The 24432-nt window shown below is 73.6% G+C and carries 21 protein-coding genes and 1 pseudogene; 5 read left to right on the forward strand and 17 right to left on the reverse strand.

Annotated features, from left to right (window positions below; translation table 11 throughout):
• Nucleotides 1-52: 52 nt before the first annotated feature.
• On the forward strand, nt 53-841 hold the full coding sequence (locus IH61_RS0109200) for an SLATT domain-containing protein (protein WP_031067661.1): 789 nt from the start codon (nt 53-55) through the stop codon (nt 839-841).
• A gap of 74 nt (nt 842-915) precedes the next feature.
• Here IH61_RS0109200 and IH61_RS0109205 read toward each other — a convergent pair whose 3' ends face one another.
• From IH61_RS0109205 to IH61_RS0109215, 3 genes are all read right to left on the reverse strand, one after another.
• A complete protein-coding gene (locus IH61_RS0109205) occupies nt 916-1563 on the reverse strand; it encodes a hypothetical protein (protein ID WP_031067663.1) in 648 nt (215 codons plus the stop codon).
• Between the two features lie 156 nt (nt 1564-1719).
• Entirely contained in the window at nt 1720-2664 is a 945-nt protein-coding gene (locus tag IH61_RS0109210) for a GntR family transcriptional regulator (protein WP_063763167.1), read from the reverse strand.
• A 162-nt stretch (nt 2665-2826) separates the two neighbouring features.
• On the reverse strand, nt 2827-3624 hold the full coding sequence (locus IH61_RS0109215) for a carbon-nitrogen family hydrolase (RefSeq protein WP_031067668.1): 798 nt from the start codon (nt 3622-3624) through the stop codon (nt 2827-2829).
• A gap of 176 nt (nt 3625-3800) precedes the next feature.
• Here IH61_RS0109215 and IH61_RS0109220 point away from each other — a divergent pair, with 176 nt between their 5' ends.
• Both IH61_RS0109220 and IH61_RS0109225 read left to right on the forward strand, forming a co-directional pair.
• Nucleotides 3801-4622 carry a maleylpyruvate isomerase family mycothiol-dependent enzyme gene (locus tag IH61_RS0109220; protein ID WP_031067670.1) on the forward strand — a complete coding sequence of 274 codons (822 nt, stop codon included), beginning with the start codon at nt 3801-3803 and terminating at the stop codon, nt 4620-4622.
• 23 nt (nt 4623-4645) lie between these two features.
• Nucleotides 4646-5362: a Bro-N domain-containing protein gene (locus IH61_RS0109225; protein WP_031067672.1), complete on the forward strand. Its 717-nt coding sequence runs from the start codon at nt 4646-4648 to the stop codon at nt 5360-5362.
• 49 nt (nt 5363-5411) lie between these two features.
• On the opposite strand, the gene IH61_RS0109230 is transcribed toward IH61_RS0109225, so the two are convergent.
• The 5 genes from IH61_RS0109230 to pdhA form a co-directional block, all read right to left on the reverse strand.
• A complete protein-coding gene (locus tag IH61_RS0109230; protein ID WP_051836638.1) occupies nt 5412-6755 on the reverse strand; it encodes an MFS transporter in 1344 nt (447 codons plus the stop codon).
• A 115-nt stretch (nt 6756-6870) separates the two neighbouring features.
• A complete protein-coding gene (locus tag IH61_RS0109235; protein WP_158844835.1) occupies nt 6871-8103 on the reverse strand; it encodes a M64 family metallopeptidase in 1233 nt (410 codons plus the stop codon).
• Between the two features lie 223 nt (nt 8104-8326).
• A complete protein-coding gene (locus IH61_RS0109240) occupies nt 8327-9766 on the reverse strand; it encodes a dihydrolipoamide acetyltransferase family protein (protein ID WP_031067680.1) in 1440 nt (479 codons plus the stop codon).
• Between the two features lie 14 nt (nt 9767-9780).
• Nucleotides 9781-10755 carry an alpha-ketoacid dehydrogenase subunit beta gene (locus IH61_RS0109245; protein ID WP_031067683.1) on the reverse strand — a complete coding sequence of 325 codons (975 nt, stop codon included), beginning with the start codon at nt 10753-10755 and terminating at the stop codon, nt 9781-9783.
• Nucleotides 10755-11909 (reverse strand): pyruvate dehydrogenase (acetyl-transferring) E1 component subunit alpha, encoded by a 1155-nt coding sequence (gene pdhA, locus IH61_RS0109250; protein WP_031067686.1) that lies wholly within the window; start codon nt 11907-11909, stop codon nt 10755-10757. The genes IH61_RS0109245 and pdhA overlap by 1 nt, the downstream gene beginning before the upstream one ends.
• Before the next feature lie 425 nt (nt 11910-12334).
• Between pdhA and IH61_RS0109255 the strand changes: the two genes are divergently transcribed.
• Nucleotides 12335-12994 (forward strand): response regulator, encoded by a 660-nt coding sequence (locus tag IH61_RS0109255; protein ID WP_031067687.1) that lies wholly within the window; start codon nt 12335-12337, stop codon nt 12992-12994.
• 65 nt (nt 12995-13059) lie between these two features.
• On the forward strand, nt 13060-14160 hold the full coding sequence (locus IH61_RS0109260; protein WP_234327098.1) for a phosphotransferase enzyme family protein: 1101 nt from the start codon (nt 13060-13062) through the stop codon (nt 14158-14160).
• A gap of 33 nt (nt 14161-14193) precedes the next feature.
• Here the strand turns inward: IH61_RS0109260 and IH61_RS0109265 are convergent, their stop codons facing one another.
• The 9 genes and pseudogenes from IH61_RS0109265 to IH61_RS0109305 form a co-directional block, all read right to left on the reverse strand.
• The gene (locus IH61_RS0109265; protein WP_078910958.1) at nt 14194-15870 is read right to left on the reverse strand and encodes a protein kinase domain-containing protein; all 1677 of its coding nucleotides are present in this window, start codon (nt 15868-15870) and stop codon (nt 14194-14196) included.
• A 112-nt stretch (nt 15871-15982) separates the two neighbouring features.
• Nucleotides 15983-17392: a protein kinase domain-containing protein gene (locus IH61_RS0109270; RefSeq protein WP_063763168.1), complete on the reverse strand. Its 1410-nt coding sequence runs from the start codon at nt 17390-17392 to the stop codon at nt 15983-15985.
• A gap of 228 nt (nt 17393-17620) precedes the next feature.
• Nucleotides 17621-18223: a bacterial proteasome activator family protein gene (locus IH61_RS0109275; RefSeq protein WP_031067693.1), complete on the reverse strand. Its 603-nt coding sequence runs from the start codon at nt 18221-18223 to the stop codon at nt 17621-17623.
• Nucleotides 18224-18404: 181 nt separating this feature from the next.
• On the reverse strand, nt 18405-19112 hold the full coding sequence (locus IH61_RS46860; RefSeq protein WP_158844838.1) for a hypothetical protein: 708 nt from the start codon (nt 19110-19112) through the stop codon (nt 18405-18407).
• Between the two features lie 126 nt (nt 19113-19238).
• Nucleotides 19239-20216: an NAD(P)H-quinone oxidoreductase gene (locus IH61_RS0109285; RefSeq protein ID WP_031067698.1), complete on the reverse strand. Its 978-nt coding sequence runs from the start codon at nt 20214-20216 to the stop codon at nt 19239-19241.
• Nucleotides 20217-20253: 37 nt separating this feature from the next.
• On the reverse strand, nt 20254-21255 hold the full coding sequence (locus IH61_RS0109290; RefSeq protein ID WP_234327103.1) for a potassium channel family protein: 1002 nt from the start codon (nt 21253-21255) through the stop codon (nt 20254-20256).
• A gap of 53 nt (nt 21256-21308) precedes the next feature.
• Nucleotides 21309-22517, reverse strand: coding sequence for a molybdopterin molybdotransferase MoeA (locus IH61_RS0109295; protein ID WP_078910970.1), 1209 nt, complete (start codon nt 22515-22517; stop codon nt 21309-21311).
• A pseudogene (locus tag IH61_RS40625) lies at nt 22514-23445 on the reverse strand (NTP transferase domain-containing protein). Before IH61_RS40625 ends, IH61_RS0109295 begins: the two are co-directional and overlap by 4 nt.
• 11 nt (nt 23446-23456) lie before the next feature.
• Nucleotides 23457-24431: an MBL fold metallo-hydrolase gene (locus IH61_RS0109305; RefSeq protein ID WP_051836642.1), complete on the reverse strand. Its 975-nt coding sequence runs from the start codon at nt 24429-24431 to the stop codon at nt 23457-23459.
• Between the last annotated feature and the right edge of the window lies 1 nt (nt 24432).

The raw sequence follows: 24432 nt of genomic DNA on the forward strand, positions 1-24432 counted from the left end.
ACGTCAGCCGATGCGCCGCCAGACCCAGCCGCCCGCACAGGGAGCCCCACAGGTGAGCCAGCCGGAAATGCAGCCCGAGGAGAGTGCCTGGGGCAAGGAGATCGGCGAGGAGGACCAGTCCGCCCCCGCCACCGTCGCCCGCCGGGCCTCCACCCCCCGCCGCGCCGATCTGAGCGCCCGCCAGTTCCCGCTGGGGGACTGGGGCGAGCCCGCCGAGCGGCTGGAGGAGCTGTACCGCTGGTCCGAGGAGCGGGCCGTCGAGGCGATCGACTGGTACCGCCGGGACCGCGTCTGGAAGCGCCGCTGGGCCCGGCTGCTGCGCTTCGGCACGGCCTCCTTCGCGGTGGGCGGGGTCACCGCCCCGCTGGTCGACCTGACCGGCGCGATCGACCACGGCGCCGGCTGGGGCTACGTCGGCCTCGCGCTCGCCGCCGCCTGCTACGGCACCGACCGGGTCTTCGGCCTGACCTCCGGCTGGATGCGGGACGTCTCCACCGCCCAGGCGCTGCAACGCCGTCTGGAGGCGTTCCAGTTCGACTGGGCCTCGGAGTGCGTGCGCGAGGTGCTCGGCCCGACCGAGGGCACCGCGGGCGAGGCCGCCGAGCGCTGCCTCGGGGTGCTGCGGCGCTTCTGCGAGGACGTCTCGGACATGGTCCGCACCGAGACCTCGGAGTGGATGCTGGAGTTCCGCGCCTCGATGACCCAGCTGCCCACCCAGGCCCCGGGGACCTGGGGCGGGCGCAGCGAGACCGGGGGCGGCGCGCAGGTGCGGGTGCTCCCCCCGCCGGGCACCAGGCCCACCATGCCGCGCCAGCGGCCGCCGGAGGGCCCGCTGCGCTGAGACCGGGCGGGCGCGGAAGACTCGGAAGGCGCGGCGGAAGGTTCGGAAGGCGCGGAGGACAGGGAGCGGAGCGCTCAGGCGAAGACGATCATCGAGCCCTGGGTGACGCTGCGGGCGGCCGCCGCGTACAGGCCCGACCAGGCGTGCCGCTCCTTGGCGAAGGGGTGCACGTCGTCGATCGGCGGCCCGAACGGCTGCTCCAGGCCGGTCGGCCCGAGCGGCCGGGTCGGGTCCGGCGGGTTGAGCGGGTCGATGCCCAGCGCCGGGGCCACGGCCTGGAGTTCGCGCAGCAGCCCGAAGCTGGAGCCGAGCGGCCCGCCCGAGGCGAGCAGCGCGTCGTCCACCAGCGGGGCGTTGAACTCGATCGGCACGTACGCGCCCGCGTGGTCGAAGTGCCAGACCAGGTGGGACTGTTCGGCGGTGCTCTCGAACATCTCGAGCAGCTGCTCGTAGTCGCCGCCGAGCGCGTCGACCGGGGTGATGTCCAGGCCCGTCAGGCCCAACAGGTAGGCGCGGCGCAGGAAGTGCAGCGAGTCGTAGTCGAAGGCGGCTATGGGCTCGACCGCCCCGCTGATCCCCGGCGAGTACTGGTAGACCGGCACCTCCGGCAGCCCGTACGAGGACAACGCCGCGTTGTAGAGCGCGAGATCGTCCCGGAAGGGGTTGTCGGGGCTGTGGCTCAGCACGTCCACCAGCGGGACGAGCCAGAGGTCGCAGGCCATGGCCGGCAGTTCCTCTCCGGGCGACGGGATCGCCCGCGAGCGGGGCGACGAAGGGGTGGGGTCGGTACGCGGACGACCGCCTCACGCGGCGCCCGGTCGACGACCGCCCACCCTACCGGCCCCGCGCCCGGTACGGGCCTGGCCTCCCCTCCCGGTTCAGGGCAGCCTGCGGCCGAACTTCCAGGGCGGGACGGCCCGCGGCTGGGGCACCAGGCCGAGGCCCAGGCCCAGCTCCCTGCCCAGCTCCCTGCCGAGGTCGTCCCCGGCCCTGGCGGACCTCCCCGGACGGGCCTCGGGCGCCTCGGTGGGCGCTTGAGCGGGTGCGGAGGCGGGAGCGGGTGTGGGAGCGGCCGGGGCCTGCCCGCCGCCCGCCGACTCGGTGAGCAGCCCGAGGACGGTGACCGACTCCAGCGGCTCCCCCGCCAGCCCGGCCAGCAGCCGGACGGTGAACAGGTTGTACTCGCAGATGATCCGGTGCGCGCCCTGCAGGTCCCCGGCCCCGATCGCGTCGACCAGCTCCACCTGGCGGTCCCAGCAGACCCCGCCCAGTACAGGCATCTCCCGCAGGTAGCGGGCGGCGAACATCCAGGACTGCACCCGCAGCCAGTCCAGGTAGTCGGCGATGCGCCGGTTGCCGATCAGGGAGGCCACCTCCTGCCAGAACCGGCGGTCGCAGCCCACCATCACGTCCAGGTTGCCGCTGCGGGCGGCCCGCTGCGCCGCGTCCGCCCGGCGGCGCAGCGAGGAGAGCCGGGAGACGTCGGGCATCGCCCGGCCGGTGGCGAACTGCCGGTGGAAGCTGTCGGTGATCAGCACCCGGGACTCGAAGATCTCCAGGAAGTCCGACCAGCACAGCTCGGGCACGGTGTAGCCCCGGTGGTGCTCGGCCCGCAGCAGCCCCTGCGCCCCGAGGTCGACCAGCGCCTCCCGGGCCGGGGTCGCGGAGACGCCGTACAACTCGGCGATCTCCTTGACGGTGAAGTTGCGACCGGCCGCGAGACGGCCGGCCATCATCTCCTCGCGCAGCGCCCCGGCGATCTGTTCGCGCAGGCTGTTGCGCTGGATGACGGGGCGGGTGTCGCCTGCGCCGTTGACCGACATGCGCGCGACCTCCTCGCGGGCGGGCCGCACCCGGGCCGGCCCTCGACGGACGGGCCGGGAACGGCGGAGAACACGACGAGTGCTCATCTTCTCAAACCCGCCGGGGGCTGGTACGAACCAACCCCCTTAAATCATCCCGGATCGCCCCGGATCCTCCCCGCACTACCGCTGCACCGGCGCCGGAATCCCCAGCAGGCGGTCCCGCAGCACCGGGAACTCCTCCCGCGCCCTGCCCACCTCGGCCGGGTCGAAGTCGACCGTCAGGACCTGCTCCCCCTCCCCCGCCTCGGCCAGCACCCGGCCCCACGGGTCCACCACCAGGCTGTGCCCGGCCTGCTCGACCCCGCCGTGCGTCCCGGCGGTGTTGCAGGCCAGCACGAACGCCTGCTCCTCCACCGCCCGGGCCCGCGCCAGCAGCGTCCAGTGCTCGCGCCGCCGGGCCGGCCAGGCCGCCGGGACGACCAGCAGCTGAGCGCCCGCGTCCAGCAGCGCCCGGAACAGCTCGGGGAAGCGCAGGTCGTAGCAGGTGGCCAGGCCCAGCGTGCCGAAGTCGGTGGGCGCGGTGACGATCTCCTGCCCGGCGCCCATCACCACCGCCTCACCGCTGTCGAAGCCGAAGCGGTGGATCTTGCGGTAGGTGTGCACCAGCTCGCCGTCCGGGGCGAACACCAGCGAGGTGTTGTAGATCGGCCCGTCCGGATCGCGTTCGACGATCGATCCGGCGTGCAGCCACACCCCGGCCGCCCGGGCCGCCGAGGCCATCGCGTCGGAGGTGGGCCCGTCGAGCGTCTCCGCGCCCTCCGGCCAGAGGTCGTAGGCGAAGCCCCCGAGCGGCCACAGTTCGGGCAGGACCACCAGGTCCGCGCCCTGCTGCGCCCGCACCAGCGCGACCGCGCGGGCCCGCCGTTCGGCCGGCGGCTCGGCATCGGAGACCGCGAGTTGGATCAATGAAGCGCGCACAGTACCACCGTCCACGACAAGAGACCTACGATCGTCACCCGAAAGCGCTGCCCTGCTGTCACCGGGCAGCGTAACGTGCGGTTAGCGTGTGCGCCCGGAAGCCGGACCATCCCGGCCGAACCCCGAGGGCCGGGGGCGCAGGCGGCGAAAGAGCTGACGGAGGGCCGGAGATTCCCGTGACGGACAATCAGACCGTGCAGGCTTGCACCGAGGCGTGGACGCAGAGCATCGAGTCCATAGTGGAGCTGGTCGCCCCCCTCCCCGAGAACTCCTGGAACCGGGCCACCGAGTGCCCCGGCTGGTCCGTCCGGGACGTCGTCTCGCACGTCATCGCCGTCGAGTCCGAACTGCTCGGCGACCCCCGCCCGATCCACTCCCTGCCCCGCGATCTGCGCCACGTCACCAGCGAGTTCGCCCGCTACATCGAGCTGCCGGTCGACAAGCGCCGCTGCCACACCGCGCCGGAGATGGTCGGCGAGCTGGAGTACACGATCATCCGCCGCTCCCGGGCACTCCGGAACGCCAAGCAGACCCCGGACGAGCTGGTGCCCCTGCCGCTCGGTCAGGACGCGCCCAAGGTCCCCTACCACCAGCTGCTGAAGACCCGGGCCTTCGACGTCTGGGTTCACGAGCAGGACCTGCGCCGCGCCCTCGACACCCCCGGCAACCTGGACTCCCCCGCCGCCCAGATCGCCCGTGACCTCCTGCTGTCCGGCCTGCCCAAGGCCGTCGCCCACGCCGCCGGCGCCCCGGCGGGCACCACCCTGGTGGTGGACGTAACCGGCCCGCTGGAGTTCCTGCGCACCGTACGGGTGGACGCCTCCGGCCGCGGCTCGGTGGACGAGTCCATCAGCCTGGCCCCGGACGTCCAGCTCACCATGGACTGGGAGACGTACGTCCGCCTCGCCTGCGGCCGCGGCCGCCCCGGCCCGGTGACCATCGACGGCGACAAGGAACTCGCCGACCGCGTCCTGGCCAACTTCTCGGTCACCCCCTGACCCACCGGCGCACACCACCCGGCGTGTACACGGCGGACGTGTGCCGCGTGCTGGGTCGACGCAATCCGGCCGATGCCGTCAAGCGGCTGGAGGACCGCCAGCACCGCATCATCGACATGCGGTTGGTAACCATCGCCAAAAGCGATGGTTACCAGGATTCCGCAGGTCAGAAACCCTATGCGGTCAAAAACCCGCTCCTGGGTGTGGTGAGCGAGGCGGGCCTCTACTCGCTGCTGATGAGGTCCAACAAGGCCACCTCCAGGCCGTTCAGGGACTGGGTCACCGAGGAGTTGCTCCCCTCCGTCCGCCGTGGGGACACCGACATCCCCACCCAGCAGCGGCGAATGGCGGAAACCCTGGCCGAGGCGATCGGCCAGCAGGTGGAGATCCTCGCCGAGCTCGATCGCGCTGACGGGCCCCAGGTCTACCTGCGGTCCGACGGAACGGTGTACTGCAAACACGGGGAAATGCTCTACGACGTGCCGTCGCGAGAGGACGACAGTGGCCCGCCTTTCGGCGGCTACTACTCCTGCCCGAGCGTTGAGCGGGTCGGCATCAGGGGCGGCACCGCCATCCCCCGTTGCGTGAAGATCAAGATCGTGGATCTGGTCCGCATGCTCCTGCTCGCACCCAAACCGACCGAGGTCGGTGACGGCCAGCTGACCGTGGAACTGCACGGTGCTGTCATCCACGGCACCGCCCGGCAGATCTCGGATCTGATGCGCGAGTACGGTCGGTGAATGCCTGAGTTCAACTCAGGCACAGGACGTTTTCCGCAGGTCGGAAACCCTATGCAATGACCTTCCGGCGCAGCCGGAGGATCATCAGGGTCCCCACCGCCAGCGGGACGTACAGCCAGCAGAACGCCCATCGGAAGGCATCGACCGGATACCCGTCGGTGCCTTCCGGCGTGAGTGCGTCCAGCAGCACGCCGATGCCGAGCAGACTGATCATCGTGCCGATGAAGCCGCCCATGTTGACGATGCCGGAGGCCGTGCCGAGGCGCTCCGACGGGTTGTGGGCGCGGGCGTAGTCCATGCCGACCAGTGAGGCGGGGCCGTTGCTGCCCATCACCGCGACGAGGCCGACCAGCAGCCACATCGGCGGGTGTCCGCCGGGCCAGGCCAGGGCGAGTGCCCAGCCGAGCGCGGTGGCCGCGATGACGGTGAGCACGATGGGCATCCGGGCCCGTGCGGTGCGGGAGAGCACCCGGCCGAAGACGAAGCCCGCGGTCATGTTGGAGAGCACCAGCAGGGTCAGCAGACCGCCCGCACCGGCCCGGGACATCCCCTGGGCCTCCACCAGGTAGGGCAGGCCCCAGAGCAGGCCGAAGACGTTGCCCGGGAACTGCGTGGTGAAGTGCACCCACAGCCCGAGCCGGGTGCCGGGCTCACGCCAGCAGTCGCGAACCTGACGCCCGATCGGCGGGCGCTCCCCGCTCTGCGGCCGCACCTCGGCCAGCTCGGCCACCCCCGCCGGGGCCTCCCGCAGGAACAGCGCGACGAGGGCGAACACCCCGACGCCGAGCAGCGCGATCGCCGTGAAGGTCGGCGTCCAGCCCTCCTGGTGCAACACCTGGGCGAGCACCACGGTGGTGATCAGGTTGCCGCCCATCCCGACCAGGCCCGTCAGCTGGGCGACGAAGGGGTTGCGGGCCGCCGGGAACCACCGGGCGGCTATGCGCAGCACGCTGATGAAGGTCATGGCGTCGCCGCAGCCGAGCACCGCCCGGGAGACCAGCGCGGGGCCGAAGGAGGAGCTGAAGGCGAAGGCCAGCTGGCCGGCGCTCAGCAGCACCACGCCCACCAGCAGCACCCGTCGCGGCCCGAAGCGGTCGACGAGCAGGCCCACGGGTATCTGCATGGCCGCGTAGACCAGCACCTGGAGGATCGAGAAGGTGGAGAGCGCCGAGGCGCCGATGCCGAAGCGGTCGGCGGCGTCCAGCCCGGCCACGCCGAGGCTGGTGCGGTGGATGACGGCCAGGACGTAGACGCTGACGCCGATGGACCAGGCCAGCCAGGCCGCGCGCCCGCCGGGCGGGAACGCCGGCGAGGACGGCAGCGGGGAGGACGGCGGGGTTACGGGCTCTGCGGTGGATCGGGACGCGGCTGAACGGGCGGGCTCCACGGTCATAGTGCGACCAGATTAGTCATCCCATGATTGGACGCCCAGAGTGGGGCTGCAGAACCGGTCGAACCGGACCGGTCCCGTCGGTCACGCCGGGCCAGTCGCCCCCAGCCCGTCACCGTCAGCCCGTCACCGTCCAGGACACCGAGCGGGTCATGTACTTGTCCCGGAAGCCCTCGTCCCGCACCCAGTCGGTGGTGTCGCGCACCGTCGCGGTCACCGTGGCCGTACGGCCCGGCTCCAGGTCCAGCCGCGCGGTGTCCAGCCGCCCGTCCGAGGGCTGCGGCTTCACCGGGACGCCGTCCACCTTCCACTCCACCGCCAGCTGCCGGGCGCCGGTCAGCGGCAGCGGCCGCACGTCCAGCCGGGGGCGCCCGGTCACCTCGCCCGGGGGCGGTGAGGGGGCGTCGGTCGGGCGGACCTTGCGGTACAGCTCCTCGATGATCGCCTCGCGCGAGGGCAGGTTGTAGGCGCTGCCCAGGGTGCGCATCACCGAGTCCTGGGTCGGCCGGTAGAGGCCGTTGGCGCTGCGGTACGCCCCGATGGTCCCGGCGCCGTCCGGGGACTCGGTGCCCAGCCAGCGCCACCACTTCGTCTGCTTCCGGCGCATGTCGTCGGCGTTGAGGGTGGAGAGGTTCGGGTAGTCCGCGTCCTCCGGGGCGCTGTCGTACTCGTCCCCGAGGTCCCCCACGGTGTGGCCGATCTCGTGCTGGATGATCCGCCCGGCGTCCGGGCTGCCCCCGGCCAGGGTGGTCACCCCGGTGCCGCCGGCGCCGCCGTACTCGACGGAGTTGGCCAGCGCGATCAGGTACTGCGGCCCGGCGCCGTCCCCCGCGTACCGGGCGGTGGCGGACTCGTCGGCGCAGAGCAGCCGGGCGGTGCCCTCGCACCAGAAGTGCATGCCGAGCGGGGTGCCGGGGTTGCGGCCGCGGCCTTCGGTCTCGGCTATCCCGGAGACCGGGGAGACGACCTCGACGCGCCGTATGTTGAAGAACCCCTGGTAGGTGCGGAACGGCTCGATGTCCATCAGCGCGTGCCACGCCTTGTCGGCCTGCTGCCGGAACATCTCCTGCTGGTCGGTGGTGTAGCCGTCCCCGAGCAGGACGAGGGTGATCCGGTTGGCGGGGTCCCCGGTGCGGCGTATGTCGAAGGTCGGGGCGGCGGCCGGGGCCCGCTGGTCGGCCCGTACGACGTGGTGCGGGGGCGCCGCCCGGTCGACCGGCGGCGCGCCCGGCCCGATCACGCCGAAGGGCGAGGGGCCCGCCAGCTCCAGCGCGGCGGGCAGTACGGCGGTGGACACCAGCACGAGCGCGGCCAGACTCCGGACGAGACGGCCAGGGTTGCCAGGCGGCATACGGGTGCGTCCTCGGTGCTCCGGTCACCCGCGTCGCCCGGGTGGTGGAGCGGAGACGTACCCGACGCGGCGTGTCGCCCCTACCGGCGGACGCAAATGTCACCGACCTGGCCGAACGATCCAGATCGCCCCAGTCATTCCAACCAATCTTTTGAGCGCAGCGGAAGGGGCCCTGTTCCGCACGACGGTGCGGAACAGGGCCCCTTCGTGGGTCCTCGGCCGGTCAGCCCCAGGTGATCAGGCGCTTCGGCTGCTCCAGCAGGCCGGCCACGTCGGCCAGCACCCTGGAGCCCAGCTCACCGTCGACCAGGCGGTGGTCGAAGGAGAGCGCCAGCGTCGTCACCTGGCGCGGGACGACCTTGCCCTTGTGCACCCACGGCAGCTCCCGGACCGCGCCGAAGGCGAGGATCGCGGCCTCGCCCGGGTTGAGGATCGGGGTGCCGGTGTCGACGCCGAAGACGCCGACGTTGGTGATGGTGACCGTGCCACCCTGCATGTCGGCCGGCGAGGTCTTGCCCTGGCGGGCGGTCTCGACCAGCTCGCCGAGCGAGGTCGCGAGGCCCGCGAGGGTCTTGGACCCGGCGTCCTTGATGTTCGGGACGATCAGGCCGCGGGGGGTGGCCGCGGCGATGCCGAGGTTCACCTGGCCCTTGATCACGATCTCCTGGGCCGCCTCGTCCCACTGGGCGTTGATCTCGGGGTGCCGCTTGATCGCGGTGAGCAGCGCCTTGGCGACCAGCAGCAGCGGGCTGACGCGGACGTCGCGCCCGAGCTCGCCGGTCTCCTTGAGCTTGCGGACGAACTTCATCGTGCGGGTCACGTCGACCTGGACGAACTCGGTGACGTGCGGGGCGGTGAAGGCCGAGGCCACCATCGCCTGCGCGGTCGCCTTGCGCACGCCCTTGATCGGCACCCGGACGTCGCCCGCGGCCGGGACGACCGGCGCCGGGGCCTGGGCCTGGGGCGCCTCGGACACCTCCGCCACGACGGGCTCGGCCACCGGCGCGGCCTGGGCCGCCGCGAAGGCGTGCAGGTCCTCGCGGGTGATCACGCCGCCCGTACCGGTCGGGGTGACGGCCCGCAGGTCGACGCCGAGGTCCTTGGCCAGCTTGCGTACCGGCGGCTTGGCCAGCGGCCGCTCCCCGGCCGGGGCCTCGGTCACCGGAGCCACCGGAGCCACCGGAGCCACGGGGGCCACGGGAGCCGGAGCCGCGACGGGCGCGGGCTTCGCCGGAGCGGCCACGGCGGTGGCCGTGGTGCGCCGGGCCCGGCGCTGCGCGGTGCCGGTGCGCGGGCCGTAGCCGACCAGCACCTCCCGGCGCTCCGGCACGGCCTCGGCCTCGGGAGCCGCGGCCGGTGCGGCGGCGGGTGCGGGCACGGCGGCGACCGGAGCGGCCCCCGCCTCCCCGGCGACCGCGATCGAGATGATCACGGTGCCGACGTCGACCGTCGACCCCTCGGGGAAGTGCAGCTGCTCGACGACCCCGTTGAACGGGATCGGCAGCTCCACCGCGGCCTTGGCGGTCTCCACCTCGCACACGACCTGCCCGTCGGTGACGACGTCACCGGGCTTGACGTACCAGCTGAGGATCTCGGCCTCGGTGAGCCCCTCGCCCACGTCGGGCATCTTGAACTCGCGGAGCGAGCGAACTTCGGTGGTCATCTTCGCTCCCCGGTTCAGTACGCGAGCGCGCGGTCGACGGCGTCGAGCACGCGGTCCAGGTCGGGCAGGAACGCCTCCTCGACCCGGGACGGCGGGTACGGCGCGAAGTAGCCGCCGACCCTCAGGACGGGCGCTTCCAGGTGGTAGAAGCACTTCTCCGTGAGCCGGGCGGCCAGCTCGGCGCCCATGCCCAGGAAGACGGGCGCCTCGTGCACCACGACGGCCCGGCCGGTGCGCTTCACGGACTCCTCGAGCGTCCGGAAGTCCACCGGGGAGAGCGAGCGCAGGTCGACGACCTCCAGGCGGCGGCCGTCCTCCTCGGCGGCCGCGGCGGCCTCCAGGCAGACCTTCACCATCGGGCCGTACGCGATCAGCGTCGCGTCGGTGCCGGGCCGGACGATCCGGGCGTCGTGCATCCCGAGGTCCGGGGCCGTGCCGACCTCGCCCTTGTCCCAGTAGCGCCGCTTGGGCTCCAGGAAGATCACCGGGTCGTCCGACTCGATCGCCTGGCGCAGCATCCAGTGCGCGTCGTGCGCGTTGGAGGGGGTGACCACCCGCAGGCCCGCGGTGTGGGCGAAGTACGCCTCGTGGGACTCGCTGTGGTGCTCGACCGCGCCGATGCCGCCCGCGTACGGGATGCGGACGGTGACGGGCATCTTGACGTGCCCGAGCGCGCGGGCGTGCATCTTCGCCAGCTGGGAGACGATCTGGTCGAAGGCCGGGTAGACGAAGCCGTCGAACTGGATCTCCACGACCGGGCGGTACCCGCGCAGCGCGAGGCCGATCGCGGTGCCCATGATGCCGGACTCGGCGAGCGGGGTGTCGATCACCCGGCCCTCGCCGAAGTCCTTCTGCAGGCCGTCGGTGATGCGGAAGACGCCACCGAGCTTGCCGATGTCCTCGCCCATCAGGAGCGTCTTCGGGTCGTTCTCCAACGACTTGCGCAGCGCGTCGTTGAGCGCCTTGGCGATGCTGAGCTGGCCGGCCATCAGTGGTTCTCCCCCGCTTCGAAGGAGGCCGCGTACTCGACGTACTCGACCCGTTCCTCATCGACCAGCGCATGAGGCTCGCTGTAGACGTGGTCGAAGATCAGCGTCGGGTCCGGGTCGGGCATGCCGCGCACGCCCTCGCGCACCCGCAGCCCCAGCTGCTCGCTCTCGGCGTCGACGGCCGCGAAGAACTCCTCGTCCGCCAGGCCCTCCTTCTCCAGGAGGGTGCGCAGCCGCAGGATCGGGTCCTTGGCCTTCCAGGCTTCGGTCTCCTCCGCGTGCCGGTAGCGCGTCGGGTCGTCGGAGGTGGTGTGCGCGCCCATGCGGTAGGTGAAGGCTTCGATCAGCACCGGGCCGTTGCCGTTGCGGGCGTGGTCGAGCGCCCAGCGGGTCACGGCGAGGCAGGCCAGCACGTCGTTGCCGTCCACCCGCACGCCCGGGAAGCCGAAGCCGGAGGCGCGGCGGTAGAGCGGGATCTTGGTCTGCGTGGTGGTGGGCTCGGAGATCGCCCACTGGTTGTTCTGGCAGAAGAACACGACCGGCGCGTTGTAGACCGAGGCGAAGGTGAACGCCTCGTTGACGTCGCCCTGGCTGGAGGCGCCGTCGCCGAAGTACGCGATCACCGCGTCGTCGGCGCCGTCCTTGGTGATGCCCATCGCGTACCCGGTGGCGTGCAGGGCCTGCGCGCCGATCACGATGGTGTACAGGTGGAAGTTCTTCTCGTTCGGGTCCCAGCCACCGTGGTTCACGCCGCGGAACATGCCGAGCAGGTTCAGCGGGTCGACGTCGCGGCACCAGGCCACGCCGTGCTCGCGGTAGGTGGGGAAGGCGTAGTCACCGGTCCGCATGGCCCGCCCGGAGCCGACCTGGGCGGCCTCCTGGCCCAGCAGCGAGGCCCACAGGCCCAGCTCGCCCTGGCGCTGCAGCGCGGTCGCCTCACCGTCGAACCGGCGCACCAGCACCAGGTCGCGGTAGAGGGAGCGCAGTTCGTCGGGCGTGACGGTGAGGGGGTAGTCCGGGTGCTCGACCCGCTCGCCTTCCGGCGTGAGCAGCTGCACGAGCTCCGGCTGGGCGTCCTTACCCGTGGCGCGGAGGGTGTCAGGGACGCCGGGGGCCGCCTTCTTGCGGGCCCTCGCCGTGCTTTTGACGGTCACGTTCACTCCTCGGTCTGTCCGGCCGCCCGGGGTCGCCGGTGACCGGTCCGGTCACCGCCTCGCGGGGCGCGCGTGGGTGTGCGCACCTACTGCGTGGCAGGTGGTGATCCTGTTCCGACGGCGTCCCGCTAGAGAACGTTACCCAGCGTCCGCCCTTGGCGCGTCTGCGCTAGGACGTCCTACTTGTTCAGGGCCTACAACCCCGAGGGTGCCGCGCTCGGCGAGCCGTCGGAAGGGTGGGGGTGACGGTCGGCGTGACGCAGCTCTCATTTCGAGCGCCTTCAGGACACCAGCGCACGTTATCCGGGCAGACGCCCGTGCGTAAGGGGGTTCTCGGTATCGGTTCGTTCCGTCATGGCTTGATCACAACGCCCCCACGGACCGGGAGGGGCGTCTGTCGTACGGTGATATGGGAGGCTTTGGGCGTGACTGACAACGGACATATCAGGGTATTCCTGCTCGACGACCACGAGGTGGTCCGGCGGGGCGTGCACGATCTGCTCTCGGTCGAAGGCGACATCGAGGTGGTCGGCGAGGCCGGGACGGCCGCCGAGGCGATCACCCGGATTCCGGCCGTCCACCCCGACGTCGCGGTGCTCGACGTGCGGCTTCCGGACGGGAACGGCGTCGAGGTCTGCCGCGAGATCCGGTCACGGATGCCCGAGATCAAGTGCCTGATGCTGACGTCCTTCTCGGACGACGAGGCCCTGTTCGACTCGATCATGGCGGGCGCCTCGGGCTACGTCCTCAAGGCGATCCGCGGCACCGACCTGATCACCGCCGTCCGGGACGTGGCCGCCGGCCGCTCCCTGCTCGACCCGGTGGCCACCAGCCGGGTGCTCGCCCGGCTGCGCGACGGCGGCGAGAAGGAGGACGAGCGGTTGGCACAACTCACCAAGCAGGAGCGGCGAATCCTCGACCTCATCGGCGAAGGTATGACGAATCGTCAGATCGGCAACGAGTTGCACCTCGCCGAGAAGACGGTGAAGAACTACGTCTCCAGTCTGCTCGCCAAGATGGGCATGGAGCGACGGACCCAGGCGGCCGCCTTCGTGGCGCGGCGCCAGGCCGACCACCAGCACTGACCCACCCCCTGCACAGTCCTGACTGTTTGTCAAGGACCCCTGCGGTGTGGCCATAACCTCTGGCTGTGACTTTCAGCCAGACCCTCGCCTGTGCCCCGGCACGCCCCGACCTCGCCGCACCACCGATGGGGACCCTCAGCCCACCTGTCCCGCACACCGCACTCGCCGAGGTCCTGGACCGCTATCCCGTGGGGAGAACGCTGACCGCCGAACCGGTCGCGGAGGGCCTGCTGAACCGGGGCTACCGGGTCATCACCGAGGCCGGCACGTACTTCCTGAAGTGCTACGTCGACTCCGCCACCGCCAACCGTCCCAAGATCCTCGCCCACCACCGCGCCACCGCCGACCTGTCCGCCCTCGGCCTGCCCGTCGCACCCCCGCTGACCTGCACGGAACGCGCGAACACCGTGGTCGGCCTGGGTGGCCGGCTGTTCGCGCTCTTCCCCTGGGTGAAGGGCCGGCACCGGCACGGCACCGAGCTCGCCCTCCCGGAGTGCGACGCGCTCGGCGCGCTGCTCGGCCGGCTGCACGGCGCGCTCGACGACGTCTGCGCCCCCCTCGACCAGCCCGCCGGCTACCGCAGCGCCGACTCCGCCGACAGCGCCGACCTGGCCCGTGACCTGCGTCGGCACGCCCGCAGGCACCGCCCCCACGGGGACCTCGACGTCCTCGTCGAGCGCCGACTCACGGAACGGCTTGAACTGCTCGCCGACCACGCCCACCGGCGCCCCGCCCCGGGCGTCGCCCCGCCCACCGGCTGGACCCACGGCGACTTCCACGGGCTCAACCTGCTGTACGACCCCGACGGCCACGGCGGGCAGGTCGCGGCCGTCCTGGACTGGGACAAGCTGGGCCCCCAGCCGCGCGCCGAGGAGGCCGTCCGCGCGGCCACCCTGCTCTTCAACGACCGGACGTCCGGCACGCTCGACCTCGTCCGGGTCCGCCACTACTCACAGGCGTACCGGGCCACCGGAGCCGCCACCGCCGAGCACCTGGCCGCCGCCACCCACCGGGTCTGGTGGGAGCGGCTCAACGACTTCTGGATGCTGCAGTGGCGCTACCAGCGGGGCGACCACCGGGCCGACCCGCTCTACCCGGCCTCGGCGGGGCAGCTGGCGTGGTGGTGCCAGGAGTACGAGCAGGTCCTGGACGCCTTCGCCAACTGACCGCCGCCGGTGCCGCCGCCGCCCTGGCTCGCCCTAAGGCGTCTTGGGGGGCGGCGCGGGGGTGGTCGCCCCTCCGGCGGGCGTCGTTGCCGGGGAGGTCGGCTCCTTCGTGGTCGTCGCCGAGGGAGTTGTCGTCGCCGTGTGGCTCTGCGTCGCGGTCGGCGTGGGCGTCGGCGTGTGCTTCGCGCTCGGCGACGGCGACATGTTGCCGCCGCTCCCGCCGTTGTTGCCGGTGTCCGTCGGCTGCTGCGGCTTCCTGGTGGCGGTGTTCGGCGCCGCCGGGCTCTGCCCGCCGCCGCTCTGGGCGGTCGGGCTGGGCTCGGTGGTGCTCACCACCGGGACGGTCTCCTTGGGCACGTGCTTGTCGCTCTCCCCGCCGGAGCCGCTGAGCGCCACCGCGATGCCGATCCCGGCCGCGAGCAGGACGGCGGCCGCGCCGGCCACCGCGGCCCACATGCCGCGCCGCTTGCCGTGGCCGTCCTCGTGGTCGTCGTACCCGCCGCCGTAACCCCCGTCGCCGCCGCCCGCGCCCTGGTGGGGCGAGGCCGGGGTGTGCGGGCCGGGCGTCGAGTACGGCAGCACGGAGGTCTGGTCGCCCGCGCCGACCGCGCCGAAGGCCGCCGTGGCGGCCGTCCCGTCGGCCGGCCGCAGCACCTGGGTGGCCCCGGTGTCGCCCGGCATCCCGCCGACCCAGCCGGGCCCGGCGGCGTGCATCTCGCGCAGCGCGTGCTGGACGTGCGCGCGGAACTCGTCGGCGTCCTGGAAGCGGTCGTCCGGGTTCTTGGCCAGCGAGCGCAGCACCAGCGGGTCGAGGCCCGCCGGCACCCGGCCGTTGGTCTGCGAGGGCGGCACCGGCGGGTCCTGGACGTGCTGGTAGACCACCGAGAGCGGGGTGTCGCCCATGAAGGGCGGGCGCAGCGCGAGGAGCTCGTAGAGCATGCAGCCGGCCGCGTACAGGTCGGAGCGGTGGTCGACCGGCTTGCCGAGCGCCTGCTCGGGCGAGAGGTACTGCGGGGTGCCCATGACCATGCCGGTCTGGGTCATGGTGGTCGCCCCGCCGGTCAGCGCCCGGGCGATGCCGAAGTCCATCACCTTCACCGCGCCGGCGTTGGTGATGATCACGTTGGCGGGCTTGATGTCGCGGTGGACGATGCCGTTGCGGTGGCTGTAGGCGAGCGCCTCCAGCACCCCGGCGATGATGATCAGCGCCTGGTCGACCGGCGGGGCGGCCTCGTCCACCAGCAGCTCGCGGACGGTGCGGCCTTCGACCAGCTCCATCACGATGTACGGCGTGGACTCGTCCCCGACGTACTCCTCGCCGGTGTCGTAGACCGAGACGATCGAGTGGTGGTTCAGCGCCGCGACGGCGTGAGCCTCGCGGGTGAAGCGCAGCCGGGCGACCTCGTCCTGGGCGAGGTCGCCGCGCAGCAGCTTGACGGCGACGGTGCGGCCGAGCCGCACGTCCTCGGCGGCGAACACCTCGGCCATGCCGCCGCGGCCGAGCCGGTGCGTCAGCCGGTAGCGGCCGTCCCCGACGGTGCCGAGCGGGGCGGCGGTGCCGCGGCCCGGGGTCTGCGGGCCGCCCCCGGCGAACGGCGGCAGCGCGGAGGTCGCCGCCTCGTCCCCGGGCCCGGGGATCCTCGGCGTCCCGCCGGTCCCACCGCCCGCCCGGGCCCCGCCGTCGTCGTCCGGCTGCTGGGTCTGTGCCATCGCTCCTCGCCCCGGGCGGTCGCTCGGATCGCGGTGCCCTGTCGCTTGCGTATCCCCGAACGCTACCGCCTCCGGCGGACGGTCGTGGCACGCCCGGGGTGGGCCAAGGCCGTCAGATCAGGGCATTCCCGTCGCCCCGGCCGTCCACCACCGTGACACTCATGGCGGGGGCGCCGTGCAGCACCTTGGTCTTGGTCTTGTCCTGCGCGTTGTTGATCACGATCGCGATGATGATGCCCGCCAGCACCAGCACGCCGACGATGATCGAGATCACCACGACGGCCGTCGAGCAGCCGCCCCCGGAGGGCTTCGGCTGCTGGTACGGCGGCATCGGCCGCGGCGGCGGGGTGTGCGCCGGCTGCGGGAAGCCGGGGCGCGGGGTCTGGTAGGCGGGCGGCGGGGTCTGGTACGGCGGCCGCGCCTGCTGCGCCTGCTGGGGGTGGACCTGCTGGGGGTACTGCGGCTGCGGGGCCGGCGTCCGGTAGGCGGGCGGCGGGGTCTGGTACTGCTGGCCCGGGAACGGCTGCGGCGTCTGCGGGGCCTGCGGCGGCGCCGGGGTCGGGGCGGCGTGCGCCGAGCGCGGGCCCTCGCCGATCACCAGCGGGGTGCTGGCCTTGAGCTGCTGCCCGCTGCCGCCGCCCTTGAGCTCCGCGATCAGCCGCTCGGCCTCGTCCCGCATGTCGGCCGCGCTCTGGAAGCGGTGCGCCGGGTCCTTGCGCAGGGCCTGCCCGACGTAGGCGTCCACCACCGGGGTCACCGAGGGGTTGAGGCTGGAGGGCGCCGGCGGCTCCTCCTGGACGTGCTTGTAGGCGATCGAGAAGGCCGAGTCGCCGTCGAAGACCAGTCGGCCGGTGATCATCTCGAAGAGCATCACGCCGACCGAGTACAGGTCGGAGCGCGCGTCCACCGGCTTGCCGAGCGCCTGCTCGGGCGAGAGGTACTGCGGGGTGCCGACCACCATGCCGGTCTGGGTCATCGACGTGACGCCGGACTCCAGCGCCCGGGCGATGCCGAAGTCCATGACCTTGACGTTGCCCTTGCGGTCGAACATGACGTTGCCGGGCTTGATGTCGCGGTGCACGAGACCCATGTCGTGCGACGCCTCCAGCGCGTTCAGCACGCCGACGATGACCCGCAGGGCCTCCTCGGGCGGCATCGCGCCGTGCTGGGCGACGGCCTCGTTGATCGCGTCGCGCAGGCCCTTGCCGTCGACCAGCTGCATGACGATGTACGGCGTGCTGGAGCCGTCGGGGGCGATGTCCTCGCCGCTGTCGTACACCGTGACGATGTTCGGGTGCTCCAGCCGGGCCACGGCCTGGGCCTCGCGGCGGAAGCGCTCCTTGAAGGACTCGTCCCGGCCCAGCTCGCTGTGCATGCTCTTCAGTGCCACCGACCGGCCCAGCACGCTGTCGTACGCGAGGTGCACGGAGGCCATGCCGCCCTCGCCCAGCAGCTGCTGCAGCACATAGCGGCCGTTGCCCAGGGAGGAGCCCTCGACCGCCGCGTTGCCGTGCTCGCTCATGGTGCTCTGCTCCCCCTCGACGCGGCGCGGTGCCGCGACCGTGACGTTCGGTCTCGTCCGTACTACGTGCTACGTGGTGGGCCCCGCTCAGCCGGCCCGGTGGACCCCTGCCGCGGCGGCATCGGCCGACGACAGGGGTCAGGGTATCGGCTCGCGCCGACGTCGATCGGCTCAGGGCCGGACCGGAAGGCTACAGGTCCGGACCCCGGGTACGGCCCGCCGGGACGGCTACAGGTACGGGCCGGAGCGGATGCCGCGGCCCTGGCCCGGCTCGTCCTCGTCCGGTTCCGCGCCGTTGAGGCCGGGCGGCAGCGCCCTGCGCATCTGCTCCAGCTGCGCCCGCGCCGCCATCTGCTGGGCGAACAGGGCGGTCTGGATGCCGTGGAACAGGCCCTCCAGCCAGCCGACCAGCTGGGCCTGGGCGATCCGCAGCTCCGCCTCGGTCGGGATGGAGTCCTCGGTGAACGGCAGCGAGAGCCGCTCCAGCTCCGCGACCAGCTCGGGGGCCAGCCCGAGCTCCAGCTCCTTGATGGAACTGGCGTGGATGTCCTTCAGCCGGGCCCGGCTGGCCTCGTCGAGGGGCGCCGCCCGCACTTCCTCCAGCAGCTGCTTGATCATGCTGCCGATGCGCATGACCTTGGCCGGCTGCTCGACCATCTCGGTCACCGGAAGCTCACGGGGCATCTCGCCCTCGTCCCCGCCCGTCACGTCGGCGAACCCCTGCCCCACGGGCATCCCGTCCGGTCCGACGATCAGCACCTTCTGGCCGTCCTGCCCGCCGCCGGCCCGGAAGGGCTCCTGCGACGAGCGCTCGTTCATCGGATTCGTCATGAACAACATTCTCTCTCACTGGGGTTGGTCCGGCGGAAGCCCCCGTTCGCCCCGCCGCCCTGTCCCGCCCGCCACGACGGTACGCCCCCGCCCGCCCCACCGGTATCCGTACGGGTACTCAGATCCACCGTCCCGCCCGAATCCCGAACCCGGGACCGCCGCGGGACCGCCGCGGGAGCGCTCAGCCGCGGCGCAGGCGCAGGCCGACCAGGCCGAGGCCGCAGCCGATCAGGCTCAGCCCGGCGCCGAGCGGCAGCTGGACGGTGGAGGCGTCGCGCCAGTGCGCGGGCAGCACGATCGGGGCGGCGGCAGCGGCGACGGTCTGGCCGGAGGCCGTCGTCACGCTCTCCCCGGAGGTGTCCTCGGTGGGCCCGGCCTCCGGGCTCCCCCGGTCGGCGTCGGACCGGTCGGCCTCGGGCGCCTGCCCGGGTACCTGGTCCGGTGCCTGCCCGGGTGCCTGGTCCGGCACCTGGTCGGGCGCCTGCTCCACCGCCGCGTCCGCCCGCTCGGGCGCCGAGCCGGGCCGGTGCCGGAACGCCCTGGAGCCACCCGTGTCCGGGCGCCCGTGCGCCACCGGGTGCCGGGGCGGAGGGGCCTCCGGCACGGACGGGACGGCCGCCGCCACCGGCCGCGCCTCCGCCGCCGGGGAGGCTGTCGAGGAGGCCACCGGGGAAGGGGCAGCCGAAGGGACGGCCGCCGAGGACGGCGCGGGAGAGGGCGAAGGCGACGGCGAGGGCGCCGCCACCGCGATCGTCGCGGCGGCCAGCGGGAGCGTCAGCCCCAGCAGCGCCCCCGCGACGACCCGCTGGGCCCGGTACGACAGCGAACGGCGGCAACCACCGCGACGGCTACGACGGCGAGCGAGGAGCACGGAGAAGGGTGCGGCCACGGTCGGAGGTCCTTCCGACGGCCGACCCCGCTCTGGGCGGGGTCAGCGGCGGGACAGCTCGTGACCAGCCTCACACACTCCGACATTCGAGGCATTTCGGGCGCCCTTCCCGGGCGCCCGCCCCCCTCAGGCCCGCAGCACGACCTTCCCCACCTGCTCGCCCGCCTCCAGCACCCGGTGCCCCTCCCCGGCCTCGGTCAGTGGCACCACCCGGTCGACCACCGGCTTCACCACCCCGGACTCGACCAGCGGCCACACGTGCTCCCGCACGGCCGCCACGATCGCCGCCTTCTCCGCCAGCGGCCGTCCCCGCAGGTTGGTCGCGATCACCGCGGCCCGCTTGCGCAGCAGCGCGTTGAGGTCGAGCTCGCCCTTCACCCCGCCCTGCAGCCCGATGATCACCAGCCGCCCGTTGACGGCCAGGGCGTCCACGTTCCGCTGCAGGTACTTGGCGCCCATGATGTCCAGGATCACGTCCGCCCCGGCCCCGCCCGTGGCCTCCCGCAGGGCCTCGACGAAGTCCTGCTCCCGGTAGTCGATCAGGATGTCCGCGCCCAGCTCCGCGCAGCGGGCCAGCTTCTCCGCGCTGCCGGCCGTCACCGCGACCCGCGCGCCGACCGCCTTGGCCAGCTGGATCGCCATCGTCCCGATGCCGCTGGCGCCGCCGTGCAGCAGCACCGTCTCGCCGGGCCGCAGGTGCGCGGTGAGGAACACGTTGGACCAGACCGTGCAGGCCACCTCCGGCAGCGCCGCGGCCTGCTCGGGGCCCAGCCCCTTCGGCAGCGGCAGCAGCTGCCCGGTCGGCACCGCGACCAGCTGGGCGTACCCGCCGCCGGAGAGCAGCGCGCACACCTCGTCGCCCACCGCCCAGCCGGACACCCCCGGCCCGAGGGCCACGATCCGCCCGGCGCACTCCAGCCCCGGGTAGGGCGAGGCGCCGGGCGGTGGGTTGTAGAAGCCCTGCCGCTGGAGCAGGTCGGCCCGGTTGACGGCGGTGGCCGCCACCTCGACCAGGACCTCGCCCTCGCCGGCCACCGGATCGGGCACCTCGGACCACACCAGGGCCTCGGGGCCGCCCGGCACGGGAATCGTCATCGCATACATGGTTCCGAACCTACTGCGCGCCCCGGCCTCGAGCCGGTCAGGCCCCGCGCCGCTCGGCGGACTTGATGACGATCACCCGGTCGGTGAGCTGCAGCACCGACGCCTCCGGCTCGGTGTAGTTGAGCACCCGCCGGCCCCGGACCACCGCGACCACCAGTTCCTCGCACTCGCGCGGGCTGTGCCCGGCCTCGGCCCGGGTGACGGGCCGCTCCACGACGTCCAGCCCGTTGCCGTACGTCAGCAGGTCCTCCATCACCGCCCCGGCGTTCGGGCTGAGCATCGACAGCCCGAGCAGCCGCCCGGCCGAACTGGAGCTGGTGACCACCACGTCGGCGCCGCTCTGCCGCAGCAGCGGCGCGTTCTCGTCCTCCCGCACGGCCGCGACCACCGTGGCGCCCTTGTTCAGCTGGCGCGCCGTCAGGGTGATCAGCACGGCGGTGTCGTCCCGCTCGGGGGCGACGACGATCCGGGCCGCCGTGGGGACGGCCGCCCGGACCAGGGTGTCCGTACGGGTCGCGTCGCCGACCACCCCGACCAGGCCGTGCTGCGCGGCCTGGTCGACCACCTTGCGCTGCGGGTCGACGACGACGATCTCCTCCTTCTTCACCCCCTGGCCGAGCAGGGTGTCGACGGCGCTGCGCCCCTTCGTCCCGTAGCCGATGACGACGGTGTGCTCGCGCACGGTGGACCTCCAGCGGTTCAACCGCCATTGCAGGCGGGTGCGTTCGGTGAGCACCTCCAGGGTGGTGCCGACCAGGATGATCAGGAACAGCACGCGCAGCGGGGTGATCACGAGGATGTTGGTGAGCCTGGCGCTGTCGCTGAACGGCGTGATGTCGCCGTACCCGGTGGTGGAGAGGGTCACGGTGGCGTAGTACGCCGCGTCCAGGAAGCTGAGCTCGCCATCCGCGTTGTCGTTGTAGCCGCTGCGGTCGAGGTAGACGATCACCGTGGTGGCGACGAGCACAGCCAGTGCCAGCAGCAGCCGTGAGCCCACCTGCCGCACGGCCGGAGCCGACGGCCGTGCGGGCAGCACGATCCCGGCGTCCGCCCACGGCTCCGTCCCCGGTGCCGCGACGCTCCGCAGCCGATTCACGGCGCCTCCACCAGCTCGACGGGCTCCCCCGCCGCCACCCCGCCGGGCGGCAGCACGGCCAGCGCCTCGGCCCTGGCCAGGCCGCGCAGCATCGCCGGCCCGTCGAAGGCGAGGGGTACGACGCCCTCGGCGGTGCGCCGCACGGGCTGAAGCCGGGTGTCCACCGGGTGCCCGGGCAGGGCGACGGCCGCCCTGGCGGGGGCGGGGCCCGCGGCGGGACGCCCGGCGAGGGCGTGCAGCAGCGGCAGGGCGAGGGTCGCCATCCCGGCGACGGCGGCCAGCGGATTGCCCGGCAGGCCCACCAGGTGCCGCCCGCCGGGGAGTTCGGCCAGCAGCATCGGGTGCCCGGGCCGCACGGCCACGCCGTCCACCAGCAGCCGGGCTCCGGCCTCGGCAAGTGCCCGGTGCAGGAAGTCGACCGGGCCGGCCGCCGTACCGCCGGTGGTGAGCACCAGGTCGGCCTCGCAGTGCCGCAGCGCGTCCCGCAGCAGACCGAAGTCGTCCCGTACGCACCGGACTTCGGCCACCTCGGCGCCGGCCGACCGCAGCCAGGGCGGCAGCAGCGGCCCCAGCGCGTCCCGCACCAGGCCCGCCCCGGGCACCCCGGAGGAGAGCAACTCGTCGCCCAGAACGAAGAGTTGGACGACGGGACGGCGGCGCACGGTCAGCCGGTCGTGCCCGCAGGCGGCGGCCAGCCCGAGCACGGCGGGCCCCACGGGGGTGCCGGCGGGCAGCAACTCCTCGCCCCTGCGGCACTCCTGACCGCGCGGGCGCACGTCCTGGCCGGTGGTCACGGGCATCGGGCCGCAGGCGTGCAGCAGCGCCCCGTCCGTCCGCCCGTGCTCGCGGCGCAGCACGGCCGTGGCGCCGGAGGGCAGTTGGGCGCCGGTGGCGATCTCCACGGCCGCGCCGTCCGCCAGCGCGGCCGCATCGGCCCGCCCGGCGAGCACCCGCCCGGTGACCCGCCAGGGGCCGGGGCCTGCGACGGCCCAGCCGTCCATCGCGGAGGTGTCGAAGGCGGGCAGGTCGGTGAGCGCGGCGAGCGGCTCGGCGAGGGTGCGGCCGAGCGCCTCGGCCAGCGGCAGTCCGACCGGCGGCAGCGGCCGCAGCCCGGCCCGGCGGGCCCGCTCCCGGGCCTGCGCCCAGCCCGTCACGCCGGGGCCGGTCGACGGGGCGGCCACCGTGGTCTGCCCGGCCGCGCTCACGGCTCGCCCGGCCCGGCGGCGGCCGCCCACCGCTCGGCGAGCGCCACGGCCCGCCGCGACGCCTCCTCCACGGCCTGCGGCCCGCCACCGCGCTGAGCGGCGGCGTAGCCGATCAGGAAGGCGGTCAGCGGCGCGGCCGGCCGCTCCACCCCGTGCGCGACCACCCGGGCCATGTCGAGCAGTCCCCGGACGTCCACATCCAGGTCGATGCCCAGGTCGGCGCCGACCTCGGCGATCCAGTCATCCAGCGTGCGCTCCATGCGCCCATGCTGCCCGATCGGGGATTCTCCGGAGGTGTTCGCCCCGTGTGCGGCGCGCGTCGTTTCGCTCACAACCCGCTCGCGCCCTATGTGCGGTCGCGGTCGCGGGCCTGCTCCAGGTCCTCCCAGGTGTCGCAGTCGTACGCCACGTCGTCCGTGTCCGCGACCAGCACCCGCCCGAGCCCGCCGACGAGGCGGTGCAGCGGCCGCCCGGCCGGGTCGCCGAGGGCGGCCAGGGCCGTGCGGAGGGCGTCGGCCCGGTACGCGGCGGCCAGCGGCTGGTCGCGGCCGCCGGCGTCGATCAGCAGGGCCGCGTCCACACCCGGGGCCGCCGCGTCGAGGGCGGCGACCAGCCGCTCCACCGTGCGCCGGTTCAGGAAGGGCAGGTCGGCGGCGAGCAGCAGCACGACCGGCGCCTCCACCAGCGCCAGCCCGGCCGCGACGGCCGCGACCGGCCCGCCGCCGGGCGGCTGCTCCCCGGTCCAGCGGACGCCGGGCCGTACGGTCGGCCGCTCCGGCCCGACCACGGCAACGGTCCGGGCGCCCTCGCAGGCGGCGAGCACCCGGTCGAGCAGCGTGCTCTCCCCCACGGTGAGGCCGGGCTTGTCGGCCCCGCCCAGCCGCCGGGCGGCCCCGCCGGCGGGCACGATCACGTCGTACGGCGTCATACGGCCAGTATCTAGCCCTCGGACTCCCCTGAGTCCCCTGAGTCCCCTGAGTCCGAGGCGTCCTCGGGCTCCACGGGCTCCTCCACCGGCGCCTGCGCCGCCCGCCCGGTGTTGGCCACCGCGCCGAGCTCCAGGAAGGCCGGCAGGGTCAGCTCCCCGTACCGCTCGCTCATCGCGGTGACCAGCGCCTCCGGGTCGTCCGGGTGCTCCGCCAGCAGCCGGTCGAAGTCCCGCAGGTACTCCCCGGTGAAGGCGAGCACCCGGGCCGCGTCGTCGCCCTGCTCGGGGGCGCGGTGCCCGGCGATCACCCGGTCCACGCCGAGGTCGGCGATCCGGGTGAGGTTGTGGCCCCAGGTGGTGCGCTGGGCCGGGGTGGTGTCGGCCGTCCACACGTGGGTGCCGTTGCTGACGAAGTCGCCCGCGATGGCCGTGCGGATGCTCGGCACGTGGACGACGGTGGAGTCCCCGCAGTCGGCCTGCCCGAGCAGCAGCACCGGGATGACCTGCTGGTCGAGCATCAGCGGCTGCGGCAGCAGCGGGGCCGGGATCAGCGGGTGGTCGGGGATGTCGTCGCCGTACACCGGCTTCCACTGGGCGACCTTGGCGGCGACGGTGCTCCGGATGCCCTCGACCACGGCGGGCGCGGCCAGCAGCTGCGCCTCGGGGAAGAGCCGCAGCACCTCCTCGGCGCCGAAGTAGTGGTCGGGGTGCTGGTGGGTGACGAGCACGGCGAGCAGCCGCCTGCCCTTGCCCGCGACCCACTCGGCCACCTCGCGCCCGGCGCTGCGGGTGAGCTGGGCGTCGACGAGGATCGCGGTGCGCTCGCCGAGGATCAGCGTGGAGGTCGTGAAGAAGGCCGACTCGGGCCCGGTGAACACGGCGATCTCCAGCGGCCGCACGGCCCCGGTGGCCTTCTCGGGTGCACCACCGGGCTCGGCGTCCGCCCGTTGCACGCCGGAGCCCTCCTCGGGCGGGGACGACGTCACG

The organism is Streptomyces sp. NRRL WC-3742, assembly GCF_000720635.1.
Lineage (GTDB): Bacteria > Actinomycetota > Actinomycetes > Streptomycetales > Streptomycetaceae > Kitasatospora.